Origin of the sequence: Buttiauxella sp. B2, assembly GCF_006376615.1 — a bacterium.
In the GTDB taxonomy this organism is placed as follows: domain Bacteria; phylum Pseudomonadota; class Gammaproteobacteria; order Enterobacterales; family Enterobacteriaceae; genus Buttiauxella.
On record NZ_VEXQ01000021.1, the window covers coordinates 40,827 to 64,922 of the forward strand.

Annotated in this window: 18 protein-coding genes, 1 tRNA gene and 1 pseudogene; 5 read left to right on the forward strand and 15 right to left on the reverse strand. The window is 47.7% G+C overall.

The genetic code is table 11. From position 1 onward, the window contains the following. The first annotated feature begins 47 nt into the window (after positions 1-47). Both FH968_RS19070 and rnk read left to right on the forward strand, forming a co-directional pair. A complete protein-coding gene (locus FH968_RS19070; protein WP_139882327.1) occupies positions 48-1,424 on the forward strand; it encodes a GntP family permease in 1,377 nt (458 codons plus the stop codon). Positions 1,425-1,582: 158 nt separating this feature from the next. Continuing rightward, a complete protein-coding gene (gene rnk / locus FH968_RS19075) occupies positions 1,583-1,993 on the forward strand; it encodes a nucleoside diphosphate kinase regulator (RefSeq protein ID WP_139882328.1) in 411 nt (136 codons plus the stop codon). A 51-nt stretch (positions 1,994-2,044) separates the two neighbouring features. Here the strand turns inward: rnk and FH968_RS19080 are convergent, their stop codons facing one another. From FH968_RS19080 to folD, 6 genes are all read right to left on the reverse strand, one after another. Then, a complete protein-coding gene (locus tag FH968_RS19080) occupies positions 2,045-7,618 on the reverse strand; it encodes a DUF3320 domain-containing protein (RefSeq protein WP_139882329.1) in 5,574 nt (1,857 codons plus the stop codon). 304 nt (positions 7,619-7,922) lie between these two features. Then, positions 7,923-8,939, reverse strand: a complete 1,017-nt coding sequence (gene malI, locus FH968_RS19085) for a Mal regulon transcriptional regulator MalI (protein ID WP_139882330.1) — start codon at positions 8,937-8,939, stop codon at positions 7,923-7,925. Between the two features lie 133 nt (positions 8,940-9,072). After that, the gene (locus tag FH968_RS19090) at positions 9,073-10,572 is read right to left on the reverse strand and encodes a PTS transporter subunit EIIC (RefSeq protein WP_139882331.1); all 1,500 of its coding nucleotides are present in this window, start codon (positions 10,570-10,572) and stop codon (positions 9,073-9,075) included. Between the two features lie 206 nt (positions 10,573-10,778). After that, complete coding sequence (locus FH968_RS19095; protein WP_139882332.1) at positions 10,779-11,306, reverse strand: metal-dependent hydrolase; 528 nt, start codon at positions 11,304-11,306, stop codon at positions 10,779-10,781. Between the two features lie 90 nt (positions 11,307-11,396). Continuing rightward, entirely contained in the window at positions 11,397-11,609 is a 213-nt protein-coding gene (gene ybcJ, locus FH968_RS19100) for a ribosome-associated protein YbcJ (RefSeq protein WP_034456754.1), read from the reverse strand. A 1-nt stretch (position 11,610) separates the two neighbouring features. Then, positions 11,611-12,477: a bifunctional methylenetetrahydrofolate dehydrogenase/methenyltetrahydrofolate cyclohydrolase FolD gene (gene folD / locus FH968_RS19105; protein ID WP_139882333.1), complete on the reverse strand. Its 867-nt coding sequence runs from the start codon at positions 12,475-12,477 to the stop codon at positions 11,611-11,613. A 186-nt stretch (positions 12,478-12,663) separates the two neighbouring features. On the opposite strand from folD, the gene FH968_RS19110 reads away from it, so the two are divergent. Beyond that, positions 12,664-12,740, forward strand: a tRNA-Arg gene (locus FH968_RS19110). A gap of 101 nt (positions 12,741-12,841) precedes the next feature. Here FH968_RS19110 and FH968_RS19115 read toward each other — a convergent pair. The 9 genes and pseudogenes from FH968_RS19115 to FH968_RS19155 form a co-directional block, all read right to left on the reverse strand. Continuing rightward, a pseudogene (locus FH968_RS19115) lies at positions 12,842-13,104 on the reverse strand (DUF4942 domain-containing protein); the annotation flags it as partial. A 23-nt stretch (positions 13,105-13,127) separates the two neighbouring features. Next, positions 13,128-14,087 carry a hypothetical protein gene (locus FH968_RS19120; RefSeq protein ID WP_139882334.1) on the reverse strand — a complete coding sequence of 320 codons (960 nt, stop codon included), beginning with the start codon at positions 14,085-14,087 and terminating at the stop codon, positions 13,128-13,130. 268 nt (positions 14,088-14,355) lie between these two features. Then, positions 14,356-14,916, reverse strand: coding sequence for a fimbrial protein (locus tag FH968_RS19125; RefSeq protein ID WP_139882335.1), 561 nt, complete (start codon positions 14,914-14,916; stop codon positions 14,356-14,358). Between the two features lie 67 nt (positions 14,917-14,983). After that, positions 14,984-15,550, reverse strand: coding sequence for a fimbrial protein (locus FH968_RS19130; protein ID WP_139882336.1), 567 nt, complete (start codon positions 15,548-15,550; stop codon positions 14,984-14,986). 16 nt (positions 15,551-15,566) lie between these two features. Further along, a complete protein-coding gene (locus FH968_RS19135; RefSeq protein ID WP_139882337.1) occupies positions 15,567-16,151 on the reverse strand; it encodes a pilus-assembly fibrillin subunit in 585 nt (194 codons plus the stop codon). A gap of 35 nt (positions 16,152-16,186) precedes the next feature. Next, positions 16,187-16,918 (reverse strand): molecular chaperone, encoded by a 732-nt coding sequence (locus tag FH968_RS19140; protein ID WP_139882338.1) that lies wholly within the window; start codon positions 16,916-16,918, stop codon positions 16,187-16,189. 120 nt (positions 16,919-17,038) lie between these two features. Next, complete coding sequence (locus tag FH968_RS19145) at positions 17,039-19,549, reverse strand: fimbria/pilus outer membrane usher protein (protein ID WP_139882339.1); 2,511 nt, start codon at positions 19,547-19,549, stop codon at positions 17,039-17,041. Between the two features lie 166 nt (positions 19,550-19,715). Continuing rightward, positions 19,716-20,276, reverse strand: a complete 561-nt coding sequence (locus tag FH968_RS19150; RefSeq protein WP_139882340.1) for a fimbrial protein — start codon at positions 20,274-20,276, stop codon at positions 19,716-19,718. 80 nt (positions 20,277-20,356) lie between these two features. After that, positions 20,357-20,878 carry a fimbrial protein gene (locus FH968_RS19155; protein WP_139882341.1) on the reverse strand — a complete coding sequence of 174 codons (522 nt, stop codon included), beginning with the start codon at positions 20,876-20,878 and terminating at the stop codon, positions 20,357-20,359. Positions 20,879-21,616: 738 nt separating this feature from the next. Between FH968_RS19155 and FH968_RS19165 the strand changes: the two genes are divergently transcribed. Both FH968_RS19165 and dtpB read left to right on the forward strand, forming a co-directional pair. Further along, entirely contained in the window at positions 21,617-22,183 is a 567-nt protein-coding gene (locus FH968_RS19165; protein ID WP_139882343.1) for a sugar O-acetyltransferase, read from the forward strand. 287 nt (positions 22,184-22,470) lie between these two features. Next, positions 22,471-23,949: a dipeptide/tripeptide permease DtpB gene (dtpB, locus tag FH968_RS19170; protein WP_139882344.1), complete on the forward strand. Its 1,479-nt coding sequence runs from the start codon at positions 22,471-22,473 to the stop codon at positions 23,947-23,949. Positions 23,950-24,096: the final 147 nt, after the last annotated feature.

The following is a 24,096-nucleotide window of genomic DNA, read 5'->3' on the forward strand; positions in this document are numbered from 1 at the left end:
TGCTTAGTGTGCAATTCACCTACAAATTCGGCGCAGAGGATAAATATATGACCGAAATAACCGCCCATTACGGTGCAGGAACCCTGCTAGGGATCGCAGCCTGTTCAGTAGTACTCCTGCTCATTCTCATCATGCGCTTCAAAGTGCATGCATTCTTAGCATTAACACTGGTGAGCATTGTCGTCGCCCTGGTGACAGGTGTTCCGTTTGACAAAATCGTCCCAACTATTTTGGGCGGTTTTGGTAGTACTCTGGCAGGCGTTGCTCTGCTGGTTGGCCTCGGCGCAATGATTGGCCGTTTGCTAGAAATCTCCGGCGGTGCCAAAGTTCTTGCCGACACGCTGGTGGGTAAATTTGGTTCACAGCGCGCTCCACTGGCGCTCGGCGTTGCATCGTTGCTGTTCGGCTTCCCGATCTTCTTTGATGCGGGTCTGGTCGTTATGTTGCCAATTATCTTCAGCGTGGCAAAGCAATTCGGCGGCTCTACGCTGAAATATGCTCTGCCAGCTGCGGGGGCATTTGCGGTAATGCACGCATTGCTGCCACCACATCCGGGTCCGGTTGCTGCCAGCGAATTGCTGGGCGCAAACATTGGCCTGCTGGTGGTTGTTGGCCTGGTAATCGCGATTCCGACCTGGTATCTCGGTGCCTATCTGTTTGGTCAGTACGCGGGTAAAAAATTCGAAGTCCCACTGCCTTCTTCTTTCCTTGGCAATATAGAAGCTGACCCTAAACACCAGCCACCTTCATTTGGCACAGTATTAAGTATTCTTCTGCTGCCACTGGTGCTGATTTTCCTCGATACCGGTCTGAACACCGCGACCGTTCTCGGTTGGGTTAGCGCGGATAACACCGTAATTCAGTTCCTGCGTATGCTGGGTAAAACCCCTGTTGCGCTGCTGATCACTGTGTTCTTCGCTCTTGCAGTATTCAGCGGCCGCCATAGCCGTCAGCATCTGGAAAAAGTGTGTGATGGTGCGCTTGGTCCAATCTGCGGCATCATCCTGGTGACAGGTGCGGGTGGCATGTTCGGTGGTGTACTGCGTGCGAGTGGCATTGGTGATGCACTGGCAGGTATCTTGTCTGATACCGGTATGCCTGTCATTGTCGCCGCGTTTGTTATCTCTACCGCTCTGCGTGTGGCGCAAGGTTCTGCAACCGTAGCACTGACTACAACTGCCGCATTGATTTCACCAATGGTTGCTGCAACACCGGGCCTGAGCCAGTTCGACCTGTGCTTCATCGTGGTTGCGATTGCGGGTGGTGCGACCGTACTGTCTCACGTAAACGACTCCGGCTTCTGGCTGGTTGGCCGTTTCCTTGATATGGACGAGAAGACCACTCTGAAAACCTGGACCGTGATGGAAACGCTTATCGGGACTATCGCATTCCTGTTTGCTCTGGTTGGCAGCATCATTCTGTAAACTGTGGTTATTAAAATGTGACTGAAGTCGCTTTAAAGTAAGCGTTAAGCTCAGTATCATCACTACAGACCAAACCCTCACTCTTACCGGTGAGGGTTTTCTTTTGTAAGGTCCGCCATCAGACACAAGAGTGCCTGTTTTTTTACATGGAGAGAAATATGTCCAGACCAGCCATTATCATCAATGAACTCGATGCCGAGCGTATCGATCGTTTGCTGGAGCAACCACAATTTGCCAACCAGCCTGTAGCTATGGCGCTGAACGCAGAACTGGACAGAGCTGAAATGCGTAAGCCTGCTGATATTCCGGCAGACGTCGTAACAATGAACAGCCGCGTAAAATTCCGCGATTTGGCTTCGAAAGAGGAGCATGTTCGCACACTGGTTTATCCGGTAAACCTGACTGACAGCGACAATCAGCTTTCAGTGATGGCCCCAGTTGGTGCGGCATTATTGGGTTTGCGTGTCGGTGCAGTTATTAACTGGGCGTTACCGAACGGCAACCAAACGCATCTGGAAGTGCTGGAACTTCAATACCAGCCAGAGGCTGCGGGCGAATACCACCGCTAGAGAAATAAGGGCTTAATAAACATTAAGCCCTTAGTGCATCACTATTCTGGATTACTCTGCATCAACGGCTAGTTTATTTTCTAACACCAACGCGTCTTCCCGTACAAAAAGACCTTCGTCGATAAGATTATTCAACACGTCTACTATTGTTTTTCGCAAAGAACTACTGGTTGATTTAAAACCAAGCATTCTTGAAATTGATACGACAATCTCATCATCTGTTGCCCCCAAATTGTTCTTAACGACTTGAGCAACACCAATAGCAATTTCTTTTGGGGGAAGCATTTCAATCTTTCGAAGCCCCAACGATTTGACATTTTGCCGATTTCTCAGAGAAATAGTCGATTTTTGGTGAATTAAAAATTGTCCCTCTCTAGTAACTTCACCTTTATTACAGACAAGATTGATTGCTCTATCTACTACCGCCTCAATCCTTGCTCCTGAGCGCTGTAATCCCCAGGCAGTTCTGATTCGAGTAATAACTTCACTAAAATGCACAGGAGATTCAGTTTCAATAATTTGTTCAACTATTTCTGTAAGAATACCTAATGGTGTTTCATGCAGTTCATAGTTAAGGTGCCCCGCCGGGGTGGCTTCGATGTAATCTTCCGTTGTTGCCGCCACAACGTCGGCGTCTACCAGTCCAATCTCGACAACTGGGCCTCTATCAACCGTGATGATGTCTACTGGTACCGCACGAGTGCGCCGCTGGGTATGCTCTGCGCGTTCAGACAGTTCGCGTTTTGCTGACTCAATTGCCAATAGCGTCCGTTGCAATTGTTCCGCTGGACGCTGGAACCAGTCAGTACTCCAAATCCGGTGAATAATCCATCCGTGATCTTCAAGCACTGCCTGACGCAAGCGATCTCGCTCACGCGCAGAACGGGAAGAATGGTAAGCGCGACCGTCACATTCAATCCCTAACAAATAGCGACCAGGCATTTCGGGATCGGCAATCCCTATATCAATAAAGAATCCTGCAATACCGACTTGAGGATGAACCTGATAACCCGCTTTTTGAAGTGCATTAGCAACCTGTTCTTCAAAGATACTGTCCATCTCTTTTTCAGTACGCTGGGCTAAAGAGATTCGACCTGTTCGGGCATATTGTAAAAAGAGTTTGAAGGCAAACACGCCCTTACCTTTCGCGCGTTCTAAATCGATATCTTCATCAGTTATAGAAGCGAAAACTTCACAACGTCGTTTTGCACGACTAATCAAAACATTAAGTCTTCGCTCACCACCTTCTGACCCTAAAGGTCCAAAACGCATCGCCATATAGCCCTGAGTATTTCGCGCATAACCAACTGATATCATAATGACATCACGTTCATCACCCTGGACGTTTTCAAGGTTTTTGACAAAGAATGGTTCGCTGGGATGGGCGTTAAAGAATTCCTCTAAATCAGGATTCAATCGTCGTAATAGTTCAAGTTCATCCTGGATCACTTTACGCTGTGAAACTGAAAATGTTGCTACACCCAAAGACTGCTCTGGATACTTACGAGCATGTTCCATTATGGCCAAAGCGACTTGTTTAGCCTCAACAACATTTACGCCTTTTCCTGTTTCAAAAAAGCCCTCTGGTACATGCCGGAATTGCAGTCCCATACCTGCTTCCTGAGTGTAGGGGCTCGGAACAATGAAGAGTTTATTTTCATAAAATTGAGTATTTGAAACGGCGATCAAAGATTCATGTCGACTACGATAGTGCCACCTTAACATTCGTTGCGGTAAGCCCCGCGCAACAAATAACCCAAGTATGCTTTCAATATCAGAAACTTGAGCGACATCATCATCGTCATCATCATTCACTGACTCAGTCATTTTGGCAAAGAAGCGCGTCGGTGGAAGTTGACGCTCATCTCCAACTACGACAACTTGTTTACAACGTGCAATGGCACCAATAGCATCAACGGGCTGTATCTGGCTAGCCTCATCCATAACTAGAAGGTCAAATTTCTGTTTTCCTGGGATCAGGAATTGGGCAACCGATAATGGACTCATCATCATCACTGGTTTTAGTGCTTGAATTGCCGATCCCGCCTTCGACATCAATTGACGGATAGGCATATGTCCTCTTTTTTTCACCATCTCGGAACGCAAAATCCCAATGGGACCAAAACCGGCATTTTTTGATGGGATCTGTCTGTGGTGTGCCCGCACAACTTCAAGGCTTGCAGCCTTGATTCGTTTAAGATCGAGGTCAGCAAAGCCCGCCACCTGACGGGAATGCAACTCTCCATCAAAACGTGCTAATTCGGGTTCTTTCATGACCATCGTTCTTAACAAAGATTCGAAATATGTTCTTTCCACCGACGAGAGGCAGGACTCCAGGTTGAGTTGCCCAATGGCTAGCCTGGCAACGACCTCACCCAGACCAAACTGGTGCGCTAAAGAAACACGATGGCGGTATGCAACCCATTTAGAAAGCTGCTCTGAATGGGATATCCAAGTTTGTAGCTTTTGAGCAACACAATTAAAAGATAATTGATCAAAGCTTGCTGCCCCGAAGAGCAACTCAGGTTTAGAACGCAGTTCCTGTGCAATCAGAAGAATATGATCTGAGATTTGCTTGCCGGAATCCACAGCAGCTATTGCCGATAAAAGCACTGCGTTGCGATCTGTAATTTTCGCGGCAACAAAGCGTAAATCTGAATATTGTTCAATCCAGTTGTACGCATGACTGAGTATTTTCACATCAGATGATTGTGCTTTCCATTGAGTACCAAACGCATTTTCACCAATCGTATTTTCAGAATGGATCTGAGAAGCCAGTTCTTGAAGCTCTATAATCCTTAGTATTAGCTGGCTTCGTTCATCAATACGCAGTGGTGGATTAATCAGAACCTTTCTCGATATTTCATCGATCCAATTCAGCTTCTGTACGCGCTGCTCAATGAAGATTAAAGGCACACGAGAGATAGACAATTGATTCGAAAAATACTCTTCCGGTGAGAGTCCAAACGCATGCCAGAGCGTATCTAGCTCTAGTCTGACTTGCTGTAGCAATATATTTAATTGTTGGGTTCGAAGCTTTATACCTTCACGATCTGCAAGACGACCAGCTAATTGCCGAGCTTCCACTCCAACACCACGCAACGTTCTCATCCATTCAACAAGAGCCATCAAAGAAGTACTATCGCTTTTTTCTCCTCGCCAATCACCTCCAAAAGCTGAAAGACCAAACTCATTGTTTTCTTTGATTATTTTTTTCGCTACCTGACCGCGAATGATTTCATCGAGCAATGCTATTTGTTGTGGTATCGGTTGAGCTGGGTTTTTAAGGATAGAACCGACTAACGCTTTCGCCTTTCTCCAGTCAGAGTTGAAAAAGCGAAAAACCCCGGTATGGCTTGCAAGGTGATTTCTGGCTATCAATAAATCCATTTCCCAGGACGATTCATTAATCTTGTCATTAATTGCGCTATATATGGTATCGAATGTTGCTATCGAATCGACTAATTCAGCAGCCTTCTCTACACCATGATCCCAAACAGAAGCAATGAAGGCATCCGGGCATGCATTCGGGGCAGCAGCAACTCTTTCCCCTAATGTAATAAGTCGTTCTATTTCCTGAGTAGAACTGAATCTCTCATGAGTACCGAGCTCTTCATGCAACCGCATCGCATCTTGAGAGAGTTTCTGCAAGGGTTTCAGTAAATTCCGTGATGCTATAAATCCCTTTGAATTAAAATCTTGAGGCAATTTGGCTAGTTCGTTATCCAGTTCAACTACTGGCATTTCTAATTCACTTGCAACAACGTCTTGTTCTAGCTCTTGATAAGAATCTTGGTATCGCCTGATGCTATCAATAAGTTTCTTAACTGAAGTTATGTTTTCTTGCCAATCAACAGAGGTTAAAGCTTCAGCAGAAATATCAGGTGCGTCAACTACCGACCCAGCAACATGTACTAATCGCCCCAGATCTGAAAATATGAGTGGCAATGGCGTAATAGCGAGTTTTTCAGCAAGAAAATTGGTATCCGATTGCAGCTGTATAACCATTGTTTGCACATTGCTTAATCGAGGTATTAACCTTTCAACCTCTACTGGTAATATTTCCTCAAGATTTACACCGTTCCATGGATGACTATCGGGTAATCCAATATCCGTAATTCTCTCAACAATCTCTTTGACTAAATCAATACGTTTCGCAAAATCGTTTTGACTCCATTGCTCAAAGCCATGAAGTTCAAAATTTGTTGGGGCTTGCCCTGAATGACGCAAACGAACCAGATGTCCCATAACCTGGTATGGCGAGAGGTCTGAAGGGTAATAAACCTCATGGAGGCGCACGGGATGCTGGTTTAAGGAATCCCTTGCAGCAGTTAAGTTTTCTACCAGCACATCTGGAAATTCACCCCTTGGAGAACCGAGTTCCCAAACTCGCTTCAGCTCCTCAAGAAAGCCACGTTTGTTAGCTTTGTTGCTGTGTAGTTCCAGGCAAGCATCGCCGACACCAGACTGATCTAAACGGCGTTTTACTACCTCAAGTGCTGCTAATTTCTCAGCCACAAAGAGAACCGTTTTACCATCAGCTATGGCCGACGCAATAATATTAGCGATAGTTTGAGACTTGCCTGTACCTGGCGGCCCCTGGATGACAAGACTTTTCCCTTTACGCACATCATGAATCGCCAATGTTTGGGAGGTATCACTGTCCATGATATGGAGCATATCGCGAGGAGAAATAAATGGATCTATTGGCGTATCATCGGGGAGCAGATCATCACTGTAACCAAATCCATCAACCATCAGAGATTGAATAATTAGCTGATCGGTTATACGTTCATTTTCAGGCCAATTTGCAGGATCAAGATCTCGATACATAAGAAATTTTGAGAATGAGAAAAAACCTAGCGTAATGTCATTCTTTAATACTTCCCAATCTTTTTTTATTGCAACAGCATCGACGATATTAGACATATAATCTAAAATATCAAAATCATCATCCATATTCATTTCAGGCAAAATAATTCCATGCACTCGATCTAAATAAGTTTCTAACGATAAATTAGGGATAATTTCATCTTGTCTTATTTTTAATTTAAATCTATCTCTGGCATTCCCACGTTCAAGTGAGACGGGTAAAAGAACTATCGGCGCATAACGGATATTTTCTTTATTGTTTGGATCTATCCATTTAAGCGAACCTAGCGTTAAAAACAGTATGTTTACACCTTGATCCTCCTCAAGAGTCCTGGAATCATGATGCAAGTCAAGTAAACGTTTCTGCAGGCCTTTAGGTGTCAGGCGAGTTTGAAGCTTTGTGTCTTGATGTTCTGCTTTTAGTACGGAGCTATTGTAATCTTCATTGAAGTCATATGTCTGTTCTTCACCTTCTTCATCCCCCATGTCCGTATCATTATCTTCTATTCCATCACTCTCCTTTCCCGCTCGACCAGGTATGAAAGTAAATACTTTCCCCTCTTCGACTAGCAATCGATAAATTTCATCAGAACGTTCATCAACAATCTCGAGTTGTTTGGCCGTTTTAGTGCGTGGAATATTGAGAAGCTTATTACGTGCGGTTAGATCGAGTAGCTCTGTACGAGCTCGATCTAACTTTTGCTCTAACGATAAACTGCCGCTTTGAAAAGGTGAACTTTCATTCTCAGACATATACATAGATTCCAGTACGTTGTCGGGAATGTCATCCCGCACGCTACGCAGTTAGTGGGTAAATTAAATAGGATTTAGTCAACAGGGTATGTTACTCCTCACTGATGAAAAATTGTAATACATAATAATAATTAATGTTTCATTCTAATTGAATGCATATGATATTTAAATTTCACTTAATCGAAACATTCACTAAATAAATTTAAAGCAAATAACAGGAAATATCTCCCCAAAAAAACGAAAGATGCCTGCATTGTAGACTCACTATACAGCGGTAGACTTTACCTTGATTTTCACGCAAGCGTTACGCAGATTCCCGCTGAACCAACTCCCCGGAAATAATGATCTTCTGTGACGGCAACGTCGGTGTTTTAATTTTATTCACAATCAATGTAGCCGCCTGTCGGCCCGCTTCTTCGCTCGATGACGACACATAAGTAAACCGTGGCGAGGTTAAATTAATGTGCATCATGTCTTCAAAACCAATCAACGAAACCTGCTGAGTTAAAAACACGTCTTTCCCAACGGTTCGCCCTACCTGCTGAATCCCATTAAGACAGCCAATAATGGCTGACGGTGAATGGCAAAGCATTGCGGTGATTTTACTGTTTTTTTCAAGCAACTGACGCGTTAAACGTGCCGCAGTCTCCGTATCATTTTCACAAACTGGAGCCCACTCCTCACGAAACGGTAAGTCGTATTGCGCAAGTGCAGTGCGATAGCCAAGCAAACGTTCTTCCCGCATCAGGTTTGTCGCTGTACCCCCTAAATAGGCGATATTTCGGTGCCCCCGGTCAATCAAATAGCGCGTCGCCTGGTTTCCAGCCTGGCGGTTATCCCGCCCAATGACATCTCGATGGCTGCTCACCGTCGATTCGGCAATAATTACCGTAGGTAGCGGGCACTGCGCAATCAGGGAGGGTATGGACGCTAAACGATGGTTAGCATCCATATAAATCACCCCCGCCACCCCTTGCTGAGTGAACGAGGTCAAGCATTGCTGTAGCTGTTGATCGTCATCTTGTGGATGCCCAAGAAAAACCATAAACCCCTGTTTTTCAAGATAATGAACAACACTTGCCATCACATTTACGCAAAAGGAATCATTAAAATCGCGGATAATCAGGCCGATGAGATTGGAAGTATTGGAACGCAGATTGGCTGCTGCCACATTATGAACATAACCAAGCTGTTTAATTGCAGCGTTAACTTTGTCGATGGTCGCTTCCGAGATCTTTCCTTTTTGGCGCAGCACCAACGAAACGGTGGAAACAGAAACCCCAGCCAGTTGTGCCACATCAATAATATTGACCTTTTTCATCCTGTTCCTGTCACCGATAATCCATAAAATTCAGCCCCCTGAAACATACAGGAGGCTGAGTCCTTTGCCTATCTCCGCTATAGCATTTGAGTTGCAGGGATGCTGGCTGCAACTCAAAGGATGACGCGGAGATCTACTTACCAATCATCGTCGACATAGTCTGCGCGATGAATTGTGCTCTGGCACCGAAAATCACCTGAATACCCGAGTCACCGACGAATACTACGCCGCGAGCACCAAGGCTATTAAGGCCGTCTTTGTCTACATGTTCGCTTTTATCGACTTCCAGACGCAGACGCGTAATACATGAACCGACAGAGTTAATATTTCCCGCCCCGCCCAGCAGGCCGATAATATCCCCAGCAAGTTCGGAGTCGGATTTATCGTTAGCGTTAGTTGTCACATCTGCACGCCCTGGTGTTTTCACATCAAAACGACGAATCACGTAGCGGAAAGTGAAGTAATAAATCAGCGCCATTGGCACACCTACAATCACTGCCGACAGGAAGTTGGTCTGGTACCCGTTGAACGAAGGCAAAATGCCAAAGGAAATGTAGTCGATCATGCCCGCAGAGAACGACTTAGCGATATGCGCATGCAGCAAATACATACACATATAAGACAAGCCAGCCATAATCGCGTTAAAGACATAAAGAATTGGCGCAACAAAGATAAAGGTAAATTCAACCGGTTCGGTAATCCCCGTCAGGAAACAAGTCAGCGCCGCTGAGAACAAAATGCCGGAGGCAATTTTCTTATTTTTGGTATTAGCTTCGTGATACATCGCCAGACACGCAGCCGGCAGTGCAAACAACATCAGAGGGAATTCGCCCTGCATGAATTTCCCTGCGTTCTGGTAGCTGTCGCTACTAAAGGATTTTACGCCCTCTTCGAGCATTTTGAACCAGATTGTCTGATCACCGTGAATCACCTGGCCTGCACTCGTGGTGAATTCACCAAACGAATACCAGAATGACGGATACCAGATATGGTGCAGACCCAGTGGGATCAGCGCACGCTCAACCAAGCCAAAAATAAAGGTCGAAAGCGCCTGGTTATCACCATTTACCACCACCGACAGCGAATCAATCCCCGACTGGATGTATGACCAAATCCACGGCAATATCATGCCCAGCAGGAACGATAAGAACGCCGTTGCAATGGCAACAAAACGCTTACCGGAAAAGAAACCGAGGAACTCAGGCAGTTGCAAGGTATGGAATTTGTTGTAACACCACGCGGCAAGAATGCCCGAAATCAAACCACCGAACACCCCCATCTGCAACGTTGGGATGCCCACAACCATGGCGTACTTCCCACCCGCAGCCGCCATTTCTGGCGTGATGTGCATTACCGTGCCAATTGTGACGTTAATGATAAAAACAGACACCGCCGCCGACAGCGCAGCAATTCCCGATTCCGCAGCAAGGCCCACCGCAGAACCTATCGCAAACAGCATTGGCAGGTTATCGAAAATCACCCCGCCTGCATTCATCATTAACGGTAAATGGAATTTATCGCCAAAAGCCAATAGCAGGCCCGCAGCCGGTAACAATGAGATAGGAAGCATTAATGCACGCCCTATCATCGACAACTTAGATAACGATTTTGTAATGCTTGATAACAAACTCATAGACAATCCCCCGCAGTTGACGCCGCCATCGCGTTTTCTGTATTTACGCGTTTTTATGGTAGGTAGAACGTTCTAGTAGAACGTTCTACCTATACTGACGAAACGTTTTTTTCGCGGCAACAAAAATATGCGTTGTAGCCATACTGTTATCAAATATTTGAAGTTGAGCAGGTTTTAACCTGCATTTTGAAGGGAATTACGCTTTATTAACGCAGGTTTTTGCGCATCACAAACAACAAGAATGCCATAAACAACCCCGGCAGCCAGACCCATTGCACCTCAGACCAAATAACAGCCTGGCCGCGTGGTTCGAGATAACGCGAAAGCGCAAAAGGTGCCACACGAATAACCTGCCAGGGAGCGAAAAATCGTTCATCTGACCACGGCCAAAGCCAGCCTACCCCCTTGCCGCCCGTTGTCACAGAATCTAGCAAACTGTGTGACAGCAAAGACACCGTCAAAAATAACCAGACGCGTACTATCCCTGCCCGAAACCAGCGATAACCGAATAAACACAGCAACGGAACCACAAAGGCAAACAACAACGAGTGGGTAAAACCACGATGCCCAAAAGCATTACCGTACGCCACGCCAAATTTGAACGCCAATACATCGGCATCCGGCAACATCGCTAATACAATCCCGCCCAGTAATAAGCGCGGAGGAATGATTTTTTTGCCAAACCCCAATCCTAAACAAATGGGGACAGCGGCGTGGGTAATAATGGTTGGCATAGGATGTGTGGGTTAAGGGGTGAGAAAAGAAGAATAAACCCAGAATGATGAAAAAGAAACGGCCCGTAGAGGGCCGTTATCGGAGCGTGATTAAGCTTGAACCGTAATGCTCAGACTTTCAAAAACAACAGTCTGACCAGCAACAATTTTGCAGCGTTTACGGGTTTCAACAACACCGTCAACTTTCACCAGCCCTTCGGCAATCACCGCTTTCGCCTGCGCTCCGCTTTCACACCAGCCTTCCAGCTTCAGCAAATCGCATAATTCAACGTGTGGGTGTTTACCTAATGAGAAGGTCGCCATATTACTCTCCATCGACATCGTGATATTCCTCGCAAGCCTGCAAGGTATTCTGAATAAGAGTGGCGACGGTCATTGGGCCAACGCCACCCGGAACCGGCGTAATATACGAGGCTTTGGCAGCGGCTTCATCATAATTTACGTCGCCAACCACTTTACCGCTCTCAAGACGGTTAATACCGACGTCTACTACGATAGCCCCTTCCTTGATCCACTCGCCTGGAATAAAGCCAGGTTTGCCGACCGCGACTATCACTAAATCGGCGTTCTCAACGTGCTGGCGCAGGTTTTTGGTAAAGCGATGGGTGACCGTAGTGGTGCAACCTGCCAACAGCAGTTCCATACTCATCGGGCGGCCAACAATGTTAGATGCACCAATCACTACGGCATTCAGGCCGTAAGTATCGATATTGTAACGCTCAAGCAGTGTCACGATGCCACGTGGCGTACAAGGACGCAGACGCGGCGAACGCTGGCACAGACGGCCCACGTTGTACGGATGGAAACCATCGACGTCTTTATCCGGGTCAATACGCTCCAGAACCTTCACGTTATCGATACCCGCAGGCAGCGGCAACTGCACCAGAATACCGTCGATTTCGTTATCTGCATTAAGCGTATCAATCAGCTCCAGCAGTTCCGCTTCGGAAGTGGTGTCAGGCAAATCGTATGAGCGGGAAATAAAACCAACCTCTTCACATGCCTTACGTTTGCTACCAACATAAATCTGCGATGCAGGGTTCTCGCCAACCAGTACAACGGCAAGTCCTGGCGCACGTTTTCCAGCGGCAATTCGGGCTTTCACTTTTTCAGCAACTTCAAGCCGTACCTGCTGCGCAATCGTTTTACCGTCAATAATCTTTGCTACCATCAGTCAGATGATTCCGTCTGTAATCGAAAAGGGAGGGGATTGTTTCTATTTTGTCAGAAGCGCGGCTCGCTGTCAGGCATTGTTAGCGATTATGCTCAATTCTCGCGCAGGTAACTGAAAAGCCATTGACTAGAAAGGTACTGACCGTATAATCCGAGTCCGCAATGCTCCCGAAAGGGATTCAGTGCGCCCTTAGCTCAGTTGGATAGAGCAACGGCCTTCTAAGCCGTAGGTCACAGGTTCGAGCCCTGTAGGGCGTACCATTCAAATCAATGAGCTACGCAAATCACTTCAACAGTAATCGCACAAAATAAAAATTCATTTAACGACTGGTATAAGTAAAATTTCTCAACGCCAATCAATATTAGCGTGGATTAGCCTGCATTCCCGAATAGTACTTAGCTATGATGTCATTCATCCCTTCAATCAGATCCAGGTGTTTAAACGTCAAATGAGCAGTTCCCTTCTGAAAATAACGAATGCCCAAGAACTCATCCTCGTAAACATCCTTAGCCGGGTTATCACGAATATGCTCTAACAACCGGGTAGTGATATCGCCACGGTTGTCAGGTATCGGTTTACCAACGAGTAAAACAGCATTCGTTCCAGGTCTGCCCGTTGATCCCGGCTTCAGAAATTAATTTTTAGCATTACAGCCATTCAACTGTGAGAACCTCAGAACCATTTAATTCTCCAGCTGTAATATCTTTTGACGCGATGAGTTTTGAAGAAACAGTGACATCAACAGAAGCATCTTGAGCAACATCAATTTCAGTCTCTGAAAGGTTTACTTCGCTCTGAACACCATGCCCCAAATTAATTGTAGATTTTTCTGTTCCTGTTGAAAGTCGTAGTTTCGCTTTACCTTTCCCTCCCCCCCCGCATTCCAAACGGACATCTGATGAAACAGTATTTCCGTCAACGGCATCCGGAGTCATTGTTTTATGATCCAGATTTATGCTTTGATTCATAACCCGACACCAGGCTGTAATCTCATATTTGGATGAAACTTCTTTCGTCGTCTGGTATCCGGCAAGTGGCCCCATATTTCCCCACATACTTCCTTTTTCCCTTCGAGTAAAATAGCTATCAACGGGAAGTGAGATGTTATATTCCCCTGAGACTGGCAATTTCCTTATTTTATATACAGCAGAAAATGTTTTACCTGAGCCATACCAACCTGAGACCACTTGACCAATATTTGCATAGGAATTATAATATGAACAACTATATTTAGAGGGTGTAGTAGCAACAAGACCAATTCGTCCATCGGGCATATTTACTACCTGTGCTAAATCCCCCTCCGCGCGCACATAATCAAAATCAACCCCATTGGAAGTAAAACTTCGAGGAATTGCAAGAATGTCCTGAACCTCCATCGTACTGACACCATCACAGTTACCACTAGTCAAATGTGTTGAGGCAGAGAAGAATGGAGCATTGGGAGCAAACATAGAGATAATGACTTCTGAACCATCATACATTATTGATGGCGTCTTTATTGAAACCTGATAATCCTGATTCCAGGATGCAACTTTTAATGCAAAAATCGGTTCAGCCGCAAAACAACTGTTAGACAGGCCTAATAAGAATAATAAAATTTTCTTCATCACTCTTCTCCCAATACTTTTAAATTTAAAACTGGCATCGCTATGATTTTTTTGACACCCTGGCGGATATCATAAAACTAAAATCATCAGAAATAATTCCAGAACAGCCTATCCTTTCCTCCCGCCTCCTCAATAGAAGAATCAACGAATAAACATATTCGGCATTACCTTTACCCAGCGCAGAGATCTGGCTGCATGCTCAGAATCTGTATTTGATATATTGTGACGTATTTAAATTCCCCGCTTGTTACCAGAGTACTCTCTTATATTATTGGTAACTTATGCTCATCGTAATTGACGCACTGAATGTGCCAGCATTTAAATCTGCACTTCCAAGTTTGTAAGGCACAGCCGTAAAAGTAAACTGGCTTTTCTGAGTATTCGAGGCGGAAAGTCCTTTTTTGATTTCATATCCAAGCTGCCCCTGCTCACCTGCACCTATTTTCAGCGGACTGGAGGTATCCACAGAGTCTCCCTGATACAATGCAATCCCCAGTGTTTCTGGATTCGCCCCCGTGGTTTTCAGCACATTATCCGGGGCACCGGAAAGTTGTCCAGTTCCTCCTGACAGACGAATATAAGGTCTCCCCTTAAAATATTCACAACTGACTTCCACCGTTGTCGGTTGGGCGTAATTTCTGCCGTCGACTTTCTGTAGCGAAATTTTCCCGAAGGGGACATTAAAGTCAGTATTGTTATTAATTTTACAAGGAGGGACCTGTACTGTGCCTGTAATTTTAATAGGAATATCCTCTGCCCGGATCGGGGACGACAACAGCGTTAATCCACCTGCAAGTGCTGATAATATCAGCGTCATTCTGGTTTTCATTTATTCACTCCTTGTGTCCGGCCTGCGCTGTAGCACAACCCCATCCGACACAGCCCATATCTGTCCGTTATTCATAGAACAACTCAAAGTTTGCTACCGATGAGTACTCACCCGGCTGTACGCTTTTTTGTGCAATAGCGTCAGGTGTCGCCTGTACAAACGCCTTGAAGTTCAGTGTCACGGTATTGCCCTCAATAAGCGTACCCTGCTTATTATTGTGCACCTCACCCAGTTTCAGTGGCGTTACCCCATCGGTATCCAACAGGCCAACAGCAAGTTTTCCCTGGTTTCCACCGGAAACACGAAGAAAATACGCCGACTTCTCCTTCATTTCGGGTTCATTGTCCCCGCTGAATTTCAACTTTACGGTCTTCCATACGGAGGAGGTGTCACAATCATTCAGACGGATACTGAATTTTTCCGCCGGCCCTTTGCCCGGAGACACATGAAAATATTGTGTCGAACGCTCCAAAAACTGCACGGTCTGATTAAGGCTGCCAGAATCTATCTGGCAGGGTCGATCAAGCAGTTCACCGTCAAACGTGACATTCACCGCGCCGGCAGACAACGTAAACAGTAATGGCAGACAGCCTGCCAGACGGAAAATACCTGTTCCCGGAATCGCTCCTCTCATTCTGCTTCTCCCTCTCTCATTCATAATCCAGTCGCAAGCGCAGGTGCGCACTATGATCACGCGGGTTCAGATACGGTTTTCCTTGCGCCCGGTCCGGGGATGGCCACCCTGTCAGGGCCTGCTGTTGTACCTCACTCAGGTAATATGTCAGCCGGTTAACCCCACCGTGCAGCACGGCCCGGCCCGTACTCACGCTCCGCTGACCAGGCTGCAGCGCGCCACCGTCTCCCCCGGCCAGCAGAGTGTTCTGCACAACCATCGTGCTGTCACGTCTTGCCTGAGCCGGGGCTGAAGTCACGGCCCCCCCGTCTCCACATCCCACCAGGTTCAGCGTCAGTACATAATGCTCCTGCATCCCTTCAACCTGTTTCTGCAGCGGCAACGCCACCTCATTTGTCTCCAGCGTGCACGGGGACGACAGCAGTGCACCACTGACTATCAGCATCCCTGTACGACCATTTTGCTCATTTACCCACTGATGGCGCTCTTCATCTGCCGTGAAAAAGTTATCCCGCATCACCAGTTCATCTGCCCACAGCGCAGTGATTAAGCTGCAACTCACCACCAGCGCAGCCAGACTGAGTCCTGCTGTCTTCTTCATACCGGTTCCTCCGGATTACGCCTACACTGACTCTCTTATTGCTTCACCGCTGTACAGCGCTCACCGCCGCAGGTGAATTTCAGCACCGGGCGACCACCGTAGTCGTTGATGTAACTCAGGTACGGTGTACTGTAACTGTCGGCCTTCACGGTCTGCGTGGATTTCGGTGCCAGCATCACCGCTTCAAATGTCCCTTCCTTCGCCTGATTCTCACTGCCCCCCAGGCCAATCACCGTCACGTAATACGGCGTCGGGTTTTCAATCCTGTAACCATCGCTGGTTTTATTCAGAACCAGTTGGTCCTGCCACACTGCATTCGGTTTCGCCTCAATGGCTTTTGGCCGGTAAAAGAGTTTGATTTTGGTCTGCAGGGCTATCTGGAGAATATTCGCCTTTTCACTCTTCGGAGGAATTTCGCGAAGATTGAAATAGAACAGGGACTCCCGGTCCTGAGGCAATTTGCTGATATCCGGGGTACTAGCCAAGCGCACCATGCTCTTTGCCCCCGGCTCCAGACGCTGTACCGGTGGTGTAACCACAATCGGTCCGGTAGTAATTTTTTCCTGCTTATCATTCTCTAACCAGGCCTGAGCCAGATACGGCAGTTGCTTGTTGTCATTAGCAATATTCAGCGTCATCGACTTCTCCCCGCCGTTAAAAATCGCACGCGTACGATCAAGGGAAATGGCAGCCTGGGCTGTAGGTACTGCCGCCAGGCACGCTAACGCCATCAGCGTCTTTTTCACCGCTGCTTTCACTTTCAGCATATTTTTCCTCTCTCTGTTTTCAGTTCCAGTACCGCGTCGTCTGCGAAAAGGCACCGCTATTTATGTAAACACCTGTTCGTGTGTACGGGTATCTGCTCTCAATGCCCGGTGTTTATTCCGTCACTGCGTTTTACGGCAGGGCAACAGCAGTTGTCCTTCCGGGTTCAGGTTCTTCGGTATATCCACCACACACTGCGTTTTACCGTCCCAACGCACATTCAGTGTTTCACCCGGATTCACCCCGCTCAGCCAGACCAGACCGTTGTCCGCCACTATGCCCAGCTCACGCCCTTTCACGTTCGTTACACTGGTACCAAACGGCGGATGGCTGCTGTCTTCCAAACGCAGCACGGCAAACAGACGGCTTCCCTTCAACACTTCAAACTCGCGATAACCAATTGCCCCTTCCGTCAACACGGATTCCACCACCGACCGGGTCGCTTCCATGTCTTCCGGCAGTTTGTTCAGGTCCACCGACGTGGTATTGCGGTAATAGCTGCTCACATCCGTCACAACGCCAATCCCCCAGCGGTTGGTGGAGACTCGGCCGCCGTCAACAGGCACACCTCCGACACCATCGGTGTCTACCAGCAACCGGGTTCCTCCATTCATGCCTCCAGCATGCAGGGCTGCGCCCTTCGCCGTAATGGTGGCACCACCTGACGCATTCGCCCCGAACGAGGTGTAACCGTTCTCCACCGAGGAGAAGTTGGCCGACAGGTTTGCCAGCGGGCTGCTGTGGCTGTAGTACGCACTCACCTGGCTATGTGACGGTTGACCATTACCACTGCTCACCCCGGCATTCAGGCTGTAACTGCTCAAACCTCCATTCAGTGTGTCGCTGTAGCCCATCGTGTTGGTGTAGCGATCATTGCTCATACTGCCGCTGTAACTGACCGTTCCGGTTCCCCATGGTATGGAAAGCCGCATATATGCCGAATCGTTATCCCGGCCCTCATATTTCGAACGGGATGCTGACAGCCCCAAGGAAATGTTCCTAAAACCGAACGCATCGAAATAACGATTCACCGACAGCGTGTAATAATCTGATGCCTGGCTGTCCCAGTATGTTTGGTGGCTGTACTGCAGGTTGAGCGACGTATTCCAGTCCTCAACGTTCTTGTTGAGCGTGACGGTGTACAACTCTTTCTCGCGCCCCGTGAAATCATTGTGGTAACGCGCATTGAGGTACTGCTCCATCGTCATGTAGTTACGCTCCGAGAAGCGGTAACCCGCAAAGGTGATATCCGCATTCACGTCGTCAAAACGTTTGGAGTAACTCAGACGCCAGGATTTACCCTGTTTCGTGTCCTCCCCCGGGATACGGGCCATGGACTGAGTCACGTCTGCCGAGACCGTACCGAACTCACTTAAATCACGTCCAACCCCCACGGCCAGGGCGTTGTAATCCCCAGCTACAATACCGCCGCCGTAGAGAGACCATATGTTGCTGATACCCCATGAAGCCTCCCCGGCTGCAAAAACTGGTCCTTCAGTGGTGTGCTCATAATTACGCGAACGGCCAGAGACCAACTTGTAACGAATCTGGCCCGGACGGGTCAGATACGGTACATACGCCGTATCCACCTGAAAGGTCTTCTCGCGGCCGTCCTGCTCAATGACCTGCACATCCAGACGACCGCGCACAGAGCTGTCCAGATCATGAATGGTGAACGGCCCCGCCGACACGGTGGAGTCATATAAGATGCGGCCCTGTTGCGAAATCACGACACGTGCATTCGTATCCGCAATCCCTGAGACCTGCGGTGCATAACCACGCAGTTTTGGCGGCAGCATACGATCATCGCTTTCCAGACTGGCTCCGGTGTACTGCCAGGAGCTGAAAATGTCTGAATTGATGTAGTTCTCACCCAGCGTCAGGTTAGCGCGCCAGCGCGGAATGGCGCGGTACAGGTAAAAACGGTTCCAGGTGAACTGACTGTACGTTCCCAGCTCACTACTCCCGGCAGTGTTGTTCAGGTTGCCCTGATAATCTGCACGCAGGCGCCATGCTCCGAAATTAGCCCCCGCCGTACCGTTATAGCTGAGTGTCTGGGACTGCTTTCCCTGGTGCGGCTTGGTCACCGTCCCATTAATGTTGTAGTCAAACAACAGCCCAGGAATGCCGTTATCCCAGCGGGATGGCGGTAGCCAGGAGGCGTCGGAGTACTCCAGCCAGGCTTGCGGCATGTTGATGTACAGCATCCCTTCTGCTGGGTTCGGCCGGATTTCCACCCCCGGCAGTTGGCTGAAGTCAGCGCACTGCCCGTTGTTCCAGTACGTCACCTTTTCCTGTGACGCCGCCATCAGCCCCATTCTGCTGACCATTTCCGGCGTCAGACAGGCCTGTGGTAATGGCTTCTTTCCATCCGTACCGGATGCAGAACGCTCCAGAAACGTCACCGAAAAGGCCGACGGTGATATTCCCTGGTCATTGACCATAATTTCCATCTGGTACTGTCCGGGCATGATATATCCCGCCTGGGAGAACCGGGAAAAATCAATATTTTGTCTGTCTGCTGCATCCAGAACATCTGTATTAAAGTCGACGGCATAAGCCGGTACACCCGTCAGCGAAAGCATCAGCGCATAAGTAATGCAGTTGACGGTAAAAGATGTTTTGTTTTCCATAGTCAGTCACATCAGTCACATCAGCCACCACCTTTAATACAGACTGCTCCCGGTAAATAAAGACAACAAATCCCCATCCTGTTCTCAGGAAGTATACTTACCTCACAGTCATAAATAATTAAAAGTCGGAAAGCTTCTGTCTGTTATTGGTTATTTCCATTCACTGTTATTCGTACTCAACCTTAAATCGTAATACGGCATAATAACCCCCTGCCTTTAATGGTTGGCCGTTGCGGACAACCCGCAGAGTATAATCCAGCCCCTCTTCATTTCCGTTCAGTAATAACGGCGGCATCACCTTCCCTACCCGGGCAGGATAGCCCTGGTTATCCAGTATCTGCAGGTTTATTCCCTGTGCCTGACCGACCAGCGAAAATTTATCGGGCGTCTCCCCCTGAACACCATCAAAGGTAACCCGCACACGGCTCGCCGTATAAACCCGTTTGCCAGTCCCTGCCAGTTCGCAGTTACGCAACCGCAGGTGAAACTTCTTTTCGGGACCGGCAAAACTGTCCTGTAAATCACGGACCGGCGTAGCCCCCATATCAATGGCCTGATATGTGTCTTCCATGGCCAGCGTACAGGCCGGAGCAATCACCTGCCCCATAAAACTCGCCCGACCATTCAACACGCCCCAGGACTCCGGCGCGGAAAAGGAAGGTGACGAGGCAGCCTGTATCGCTGCAGACCAGAACAAGGTTACCGAAAGGATTATGCGCCAGAACATGCAGTATTCCTTATTTTGTATCGGTAATAGCAGGGGCTGATGCCCCTGCGTATCTGACGGTTAAAACCGGACAGTGTAAATCACTCGTAGGCGAGGCTGAAATTAGCAACCGCCGTGAAGTCACCTTCAGCCACCGTTTTACCAGAGGCCTGCTTGACCCATGATTTGAAGCGCAGTGTATTATCACCATCGCTCAGTTTGACGAAATCAGTAGGTGTGCCAAAAGTGATATCGCTGCCATAACCATTGAGGACAACAGCAGTATTGGTCGGGCCCGCGGTCACCAGCTCATTTATGGCACTATTAACTGTATTACCTGTAAAGGTCAGAGAGACCCCTTTGGCCAAACTAGTCGCATTGCAATTAACCAGCTTAATATCCACGTCTTTCATTACTGAAATACCACCATTTGCCAGGTGGGACTTACCAATCTGACCAAAATCAATGGACTGATCTGCGGATTCCTGCGCAATACCGCACGGGGCATCAATGACAGTACCTTTAAAGTTAACAACACCCTGCCCCTGATTTGCAGCATTCGCACCGAAAGAAACCAGAGCCATTGCAACCGCGCTAGCCATTACAGTTTTAATTAACTTCATTAAAATACTCCTTTATTTTCCAAACGCGAATAAAAACACACCCAGTATTTAACAACTGGTATTGACGAACTCAACAATAAAGAATTCATCAATATCAGCTGCCATTATTAGCGAGTTAATTAATTACCCACAGATTTAACTAAATTTAATTTCGCGCGTTACTAACAATAAGAATTATCGACCAATAAAGCAAATAATATTAGATTTTTAATTCACATCAAGTGTTTTTTCATTTCTTTAACTCCATTAATTAGGAAAAAACAAGAATATTATTCTTTTTAATAAAAAACACACAAAATAAAAGACCAAATTAGCGTTTAAATTCCAGTTAAAAAAAACAAACATTATTCTTAAAATAGAAAAACTCTCTTTTTTTGTTATTTTAAAATAGTCACACAGCCGGTGGATCACCTGGCCCTATAGTTTGAACGTAGCAAGGCTTTGTTGAATAAATCTAACTTTTGCCAGATGGTAGGATCAGAGTTCGCATCATCCTGACAGCATCGGGCAACTTCGAGGCAAAGCAGAAATTCCGAATCACCATCTGGAATACCTACAACGCCTCTATTTTTACCCTGATGGGGGTTGCGCTTCGCTGCCCGGATTACACCTGTGTCAGCAAATGTGCGGTGGCCAATCAGCGACTGACGGGAAGCAATGCGCGATACCCACGCAGAGAAATAGGGTAACCTGCTGGCGTATTTTGTCGGCAAAGCCAATCTAAAAGGAGCGATGTGCATGAGCAAGAGTGAGAAACAGAAGATGATTGATGGTGAAAACTATTATTCATCCGACAGTGAGTTGGTGGCTGACCGACTGCGAGCGACAGATTTATGCCATCGTTTTAACCACGAGTTACCGTCACGCCAGCAAGTGCGCAGGGAACTGATTCATGAACTGCTGCCCAATGCGGATAAACAGGCCGAGTTCGCCGGGCCGTTCTTCTGCGCTTACGGTTACAACATTAAAATTGGCCAACCTTTCTACGCCAATACTGATCTGACGATTCTGGATATTGCGCCAGTGACCATCGGCAATAACGTCATGCTGGCGCCGCACGTTCAGTTGTATACCGCAGCACATCCAACCAACCCCGAGCAGCGAGCCACCGGTATTGAATGTGGCAAGCCGATTACCATTGGCAACAACGTCTGGATTGGCGGTGGTGTGATTGTGTGTCCGGGCGTCACTATCGGCGAAGGTTCGGTGATTGGCGCGGGGAGCGTGGTTACGAAGGATATTCCGCCGCGTGTTGTCGCCGCAGGAAATCCCTGTCGAGTTATTCGTTCGGTGGATGAAAGTTAACCCTCACCCCCGACCCTCTCCCTGAAGGGAGAGGGAGAAAATCCCCTTGATTTCATCACTCCCTCCCTCTTGATATCCCTATAAAAAAACCACCACGCAACTTTTAAATAGTGTGATCAACTAGCCAGATCGCAATCTATCTATACAATAACCTACCACACCATTAAAATCTGGCATTAAAGCATCACAAAAGCGTATAAAGCGAAATTCTATTTCATCAAGAATATTTCTTGGGCAACGCGCTTTGCGCCCGCCTACACTCAATTAATTATCGAAGGCGAACGAATATGAATAAGCCCGCCCCAACCGGTTTGTTGCAGCAACCCAAACCGTTTTTCATGATTTTCTTTGTTGAGCTTTGGGAACGCTTTGGTTATTACGGGGTGCAAGGCATCCTCGCCGTTTTCTTCGTTAAAGAGTTAGGCTTCTCACAGGAACAAGCATTCATCACCTTCGGGGCATTTGCCGCTTTGGTCTACGGGCTGATTTCTATTGGTGGCTATGTCGGTGACCATCTGCTGGGCACCAAACGTACCATGGTGCTGGGTGCCGTTGTGCTGGCGCTGGGTTATTTCATGACCGGCCTGTCGCTGCATAATCCTGATATGATTTTTATCGCCCTCGGGACTATTGCCGTGGGTAACGGGCTGTTCAAAGCCAACCCTGCCAGCCTGCTTTCGAAATGCTATCCACCTAAAGATCCGCGCTTAGACGGTGCATTTACGCTGTTTTATATGTCGATCAATATTGGTTCGTTACTGTCGCTGTCGCTGGCGCCGATTATTGCCGACAAATATGGCTACGCCGTCACCTATAATCTCTGCGGCATTGGTTTAGTTGTCGCTCTGCTGGTGTATTTCTGCTGCCGTGGCATAGTGCGCGATATCGGTTCGGAACCTGACAGCAAGCCAATGAGCGTCAAGAATTTACTGCTGGTTCTGGCCGGTACTGTGGTGATGGTTTACCTTTGCGCATGGCTGATGCACAACGTAAAAGTCGCGAATATCGTGCTGATCGTGCTGTCTGCCATCGTCATTTTCTTCTTCTTCCGCGAAGCGTTTAAGCAAAACAAAAGCGACCGCAACCGTATGTACGTGGCCTTTGTTCTGATGATAGAAGCGGTGCTGTTTTATATCCTGTATGCGCAGATGCCAACCTCGCTGAACTTCTTTGCCATCAACAACGTGCATCATGAAATACTTGGATTTGCCATCAACCCGGTCAGTTTCCAGGCGTTAAACCCGTTCTGGGTGGTGGTCGCAAGCCCGATTCTGGCCTCGCTATACACCCGTTTCGGAGCCAAAGGTAACGACTTAACTATGCCGGCTAAATTCACTCTCGGCATGTTCCTTTGTTCTCTGGGTTTCCTCACCGCTGCGGCGGCTGGCCTGTGGTTTGCCGATGCTCAGGGTCTGACTTCCCCGTGGTTTATTGTGCTGGTTTATCTGTTCCAGAGTCTGGGTGAGCTGATGATAAGCGCCCTGGGGTTAGCGATGGTTGCCGCCCTGGTACCGCAATATTTAATGGGGTTCATTCTCGGGATGTGGTTCCTGACTCAGGCTGCCGCTTTCCTGCTGGGTGGTTATGTTGCCACCTTTACTGCAGTGCCTGAAGGTATCAACGATCCGCTGCAAACCTTGCCGATTTACACCGGCGTATTCAGCAAAATCGGTATTGCCACCTTCGTGATTGCCATCATTATGGCGGCGATGGTTCCCAAGCTTAACCGCATGATGAATACCAAACCTGGAGTTGCAAACGCATAACACTCTTAATGAAGAATGCCACGCATCTGGTCTGGGTGACCGGCGGTGGCATGGTGTCGTAACAGGATCTGAGTAAATACTTCACGGCTGAAAAAATTTAGCCCTTCAGTGAATACCCCACCGCAGTGGAAAACTCTGCGGTGGGGC

Coding starts and splice junctions, on each gene's coding strand:
- rnk (WP_139882328.1), top strand. CDS start 1,583: ATGTCCAGACCAGCCATTATCATCAATGAACTCGATGCCGAGCGTATC.
- malI (WP_139882330.1), bottom strand. CDS start 8,939: ATGAAAAAGGTCAATATTATTGATGTGGCACAACTGGCTGGGGTTTCT.
- FH968_RS19070 (WP_139882327.1), top strand. CDS start 48: ATGACCGAAATAACCGCCCATTACGGTGCAGGAACCCTGCTAGGGATC.
- FH968_RS19145 (WP_139882339.1), bottom strand. CDS start 19,549: ATGGAAAACAAAACATCTTTTACCGTCAACTGCATTACTTATGCGCTG.
- FH968_RS19135 (WP_139882337.1), bottom strand. CDS start 16,151: ATGAAGAAGACAGCAGGACTCAGTCTGGCTGCGCTGGTGGTGAGTTGC.
- FH968_RS19140 (WP_139882338.1), bottom strand. CDS start 16,918: ATGCTGAAAGTGAAAGCAGCGGTGAAAAAGACGCTGATGGCGTTAGCG.
- FH968_RS19165 (WP_139882343.1), top strand. CDS start 21,617: ATGAGCAAGAGTGAGAAACAGAAGATGATTGATGGTGAAAACTATTAT.
- FH968_RS19155 (WP_139882341.1), bottom strand. CDS start 20,878: ATGAAGTTAATTAAAACTGTAATGGCTAGCGCGGTTGCAATGGCTCTG.
- ybcJ (WP_034456754.1), bottom strand. CDS start 11,609: ATGGCGACCTTCTCATTAGGTAAACACCCACACGTTGAATTATGCGAT.
- FH968_RS19120 (WP_139882334.1), bottom strand. CDS start 14,087: ATGAAGAAAATTTTATTATTCTTATTAGGCCTGTCTAACAGTTGTTTT.
- dtpB (WP_139882344.1), top strand. CDS start 22,471: ATGAATAAGCCCGCCCCAACCGGTTTGTTGCAGCAACCCAAACCGTTT.
- FH968_RS19150 (WP_139882340.1), bottom strand. CDS start 20,276: ATGTTCTGGCGCATAATCCTTTCGGTAACCTTGTTCTGGTCTGCAGCG.
- FH968_RS19090 (WP_139882331.1), bottom strand. CDS start 10,572: ATGAGTTTGTTATCAAGCATTACAAAATCGTTATCTAAGTTGTCGATG.
- FH968_RS19125 (WP_139882335.1), bottom strand. CDS start 14,916: ATGAAAACCAGAATGACGCTGATATTATCAGCACTTGCAGGTGGATTA.
- FH968_RS19130 (WP_139882336.1), bottom strand. CDS start 15,550: ATGAGAGGAGCGATTCCGGGAACAGGTATTTTCCGTCTGGCAGGCTGT.
- folD (WP_139882333.1), bottom strand. CDS start 12,477: ATGGTAGCAAAGATTATTGACGGTAAAACGATTGCGCAGCAGGTACGG.
- FH968_RS19095 (WP_139882332.1), bottom strand. CDS start 11,306: ATGCCAACCATTATTACCCACGCCGCTGTCCCCATTTGTTTAGGATTG.
- FH968_RS19080 (WP_139882329.1), bottom strand. CDS start 7,618: ATGTCTGAGAATGAAAGTTCACCTTTTCAAAGCGGCAGTTTATCGTTA.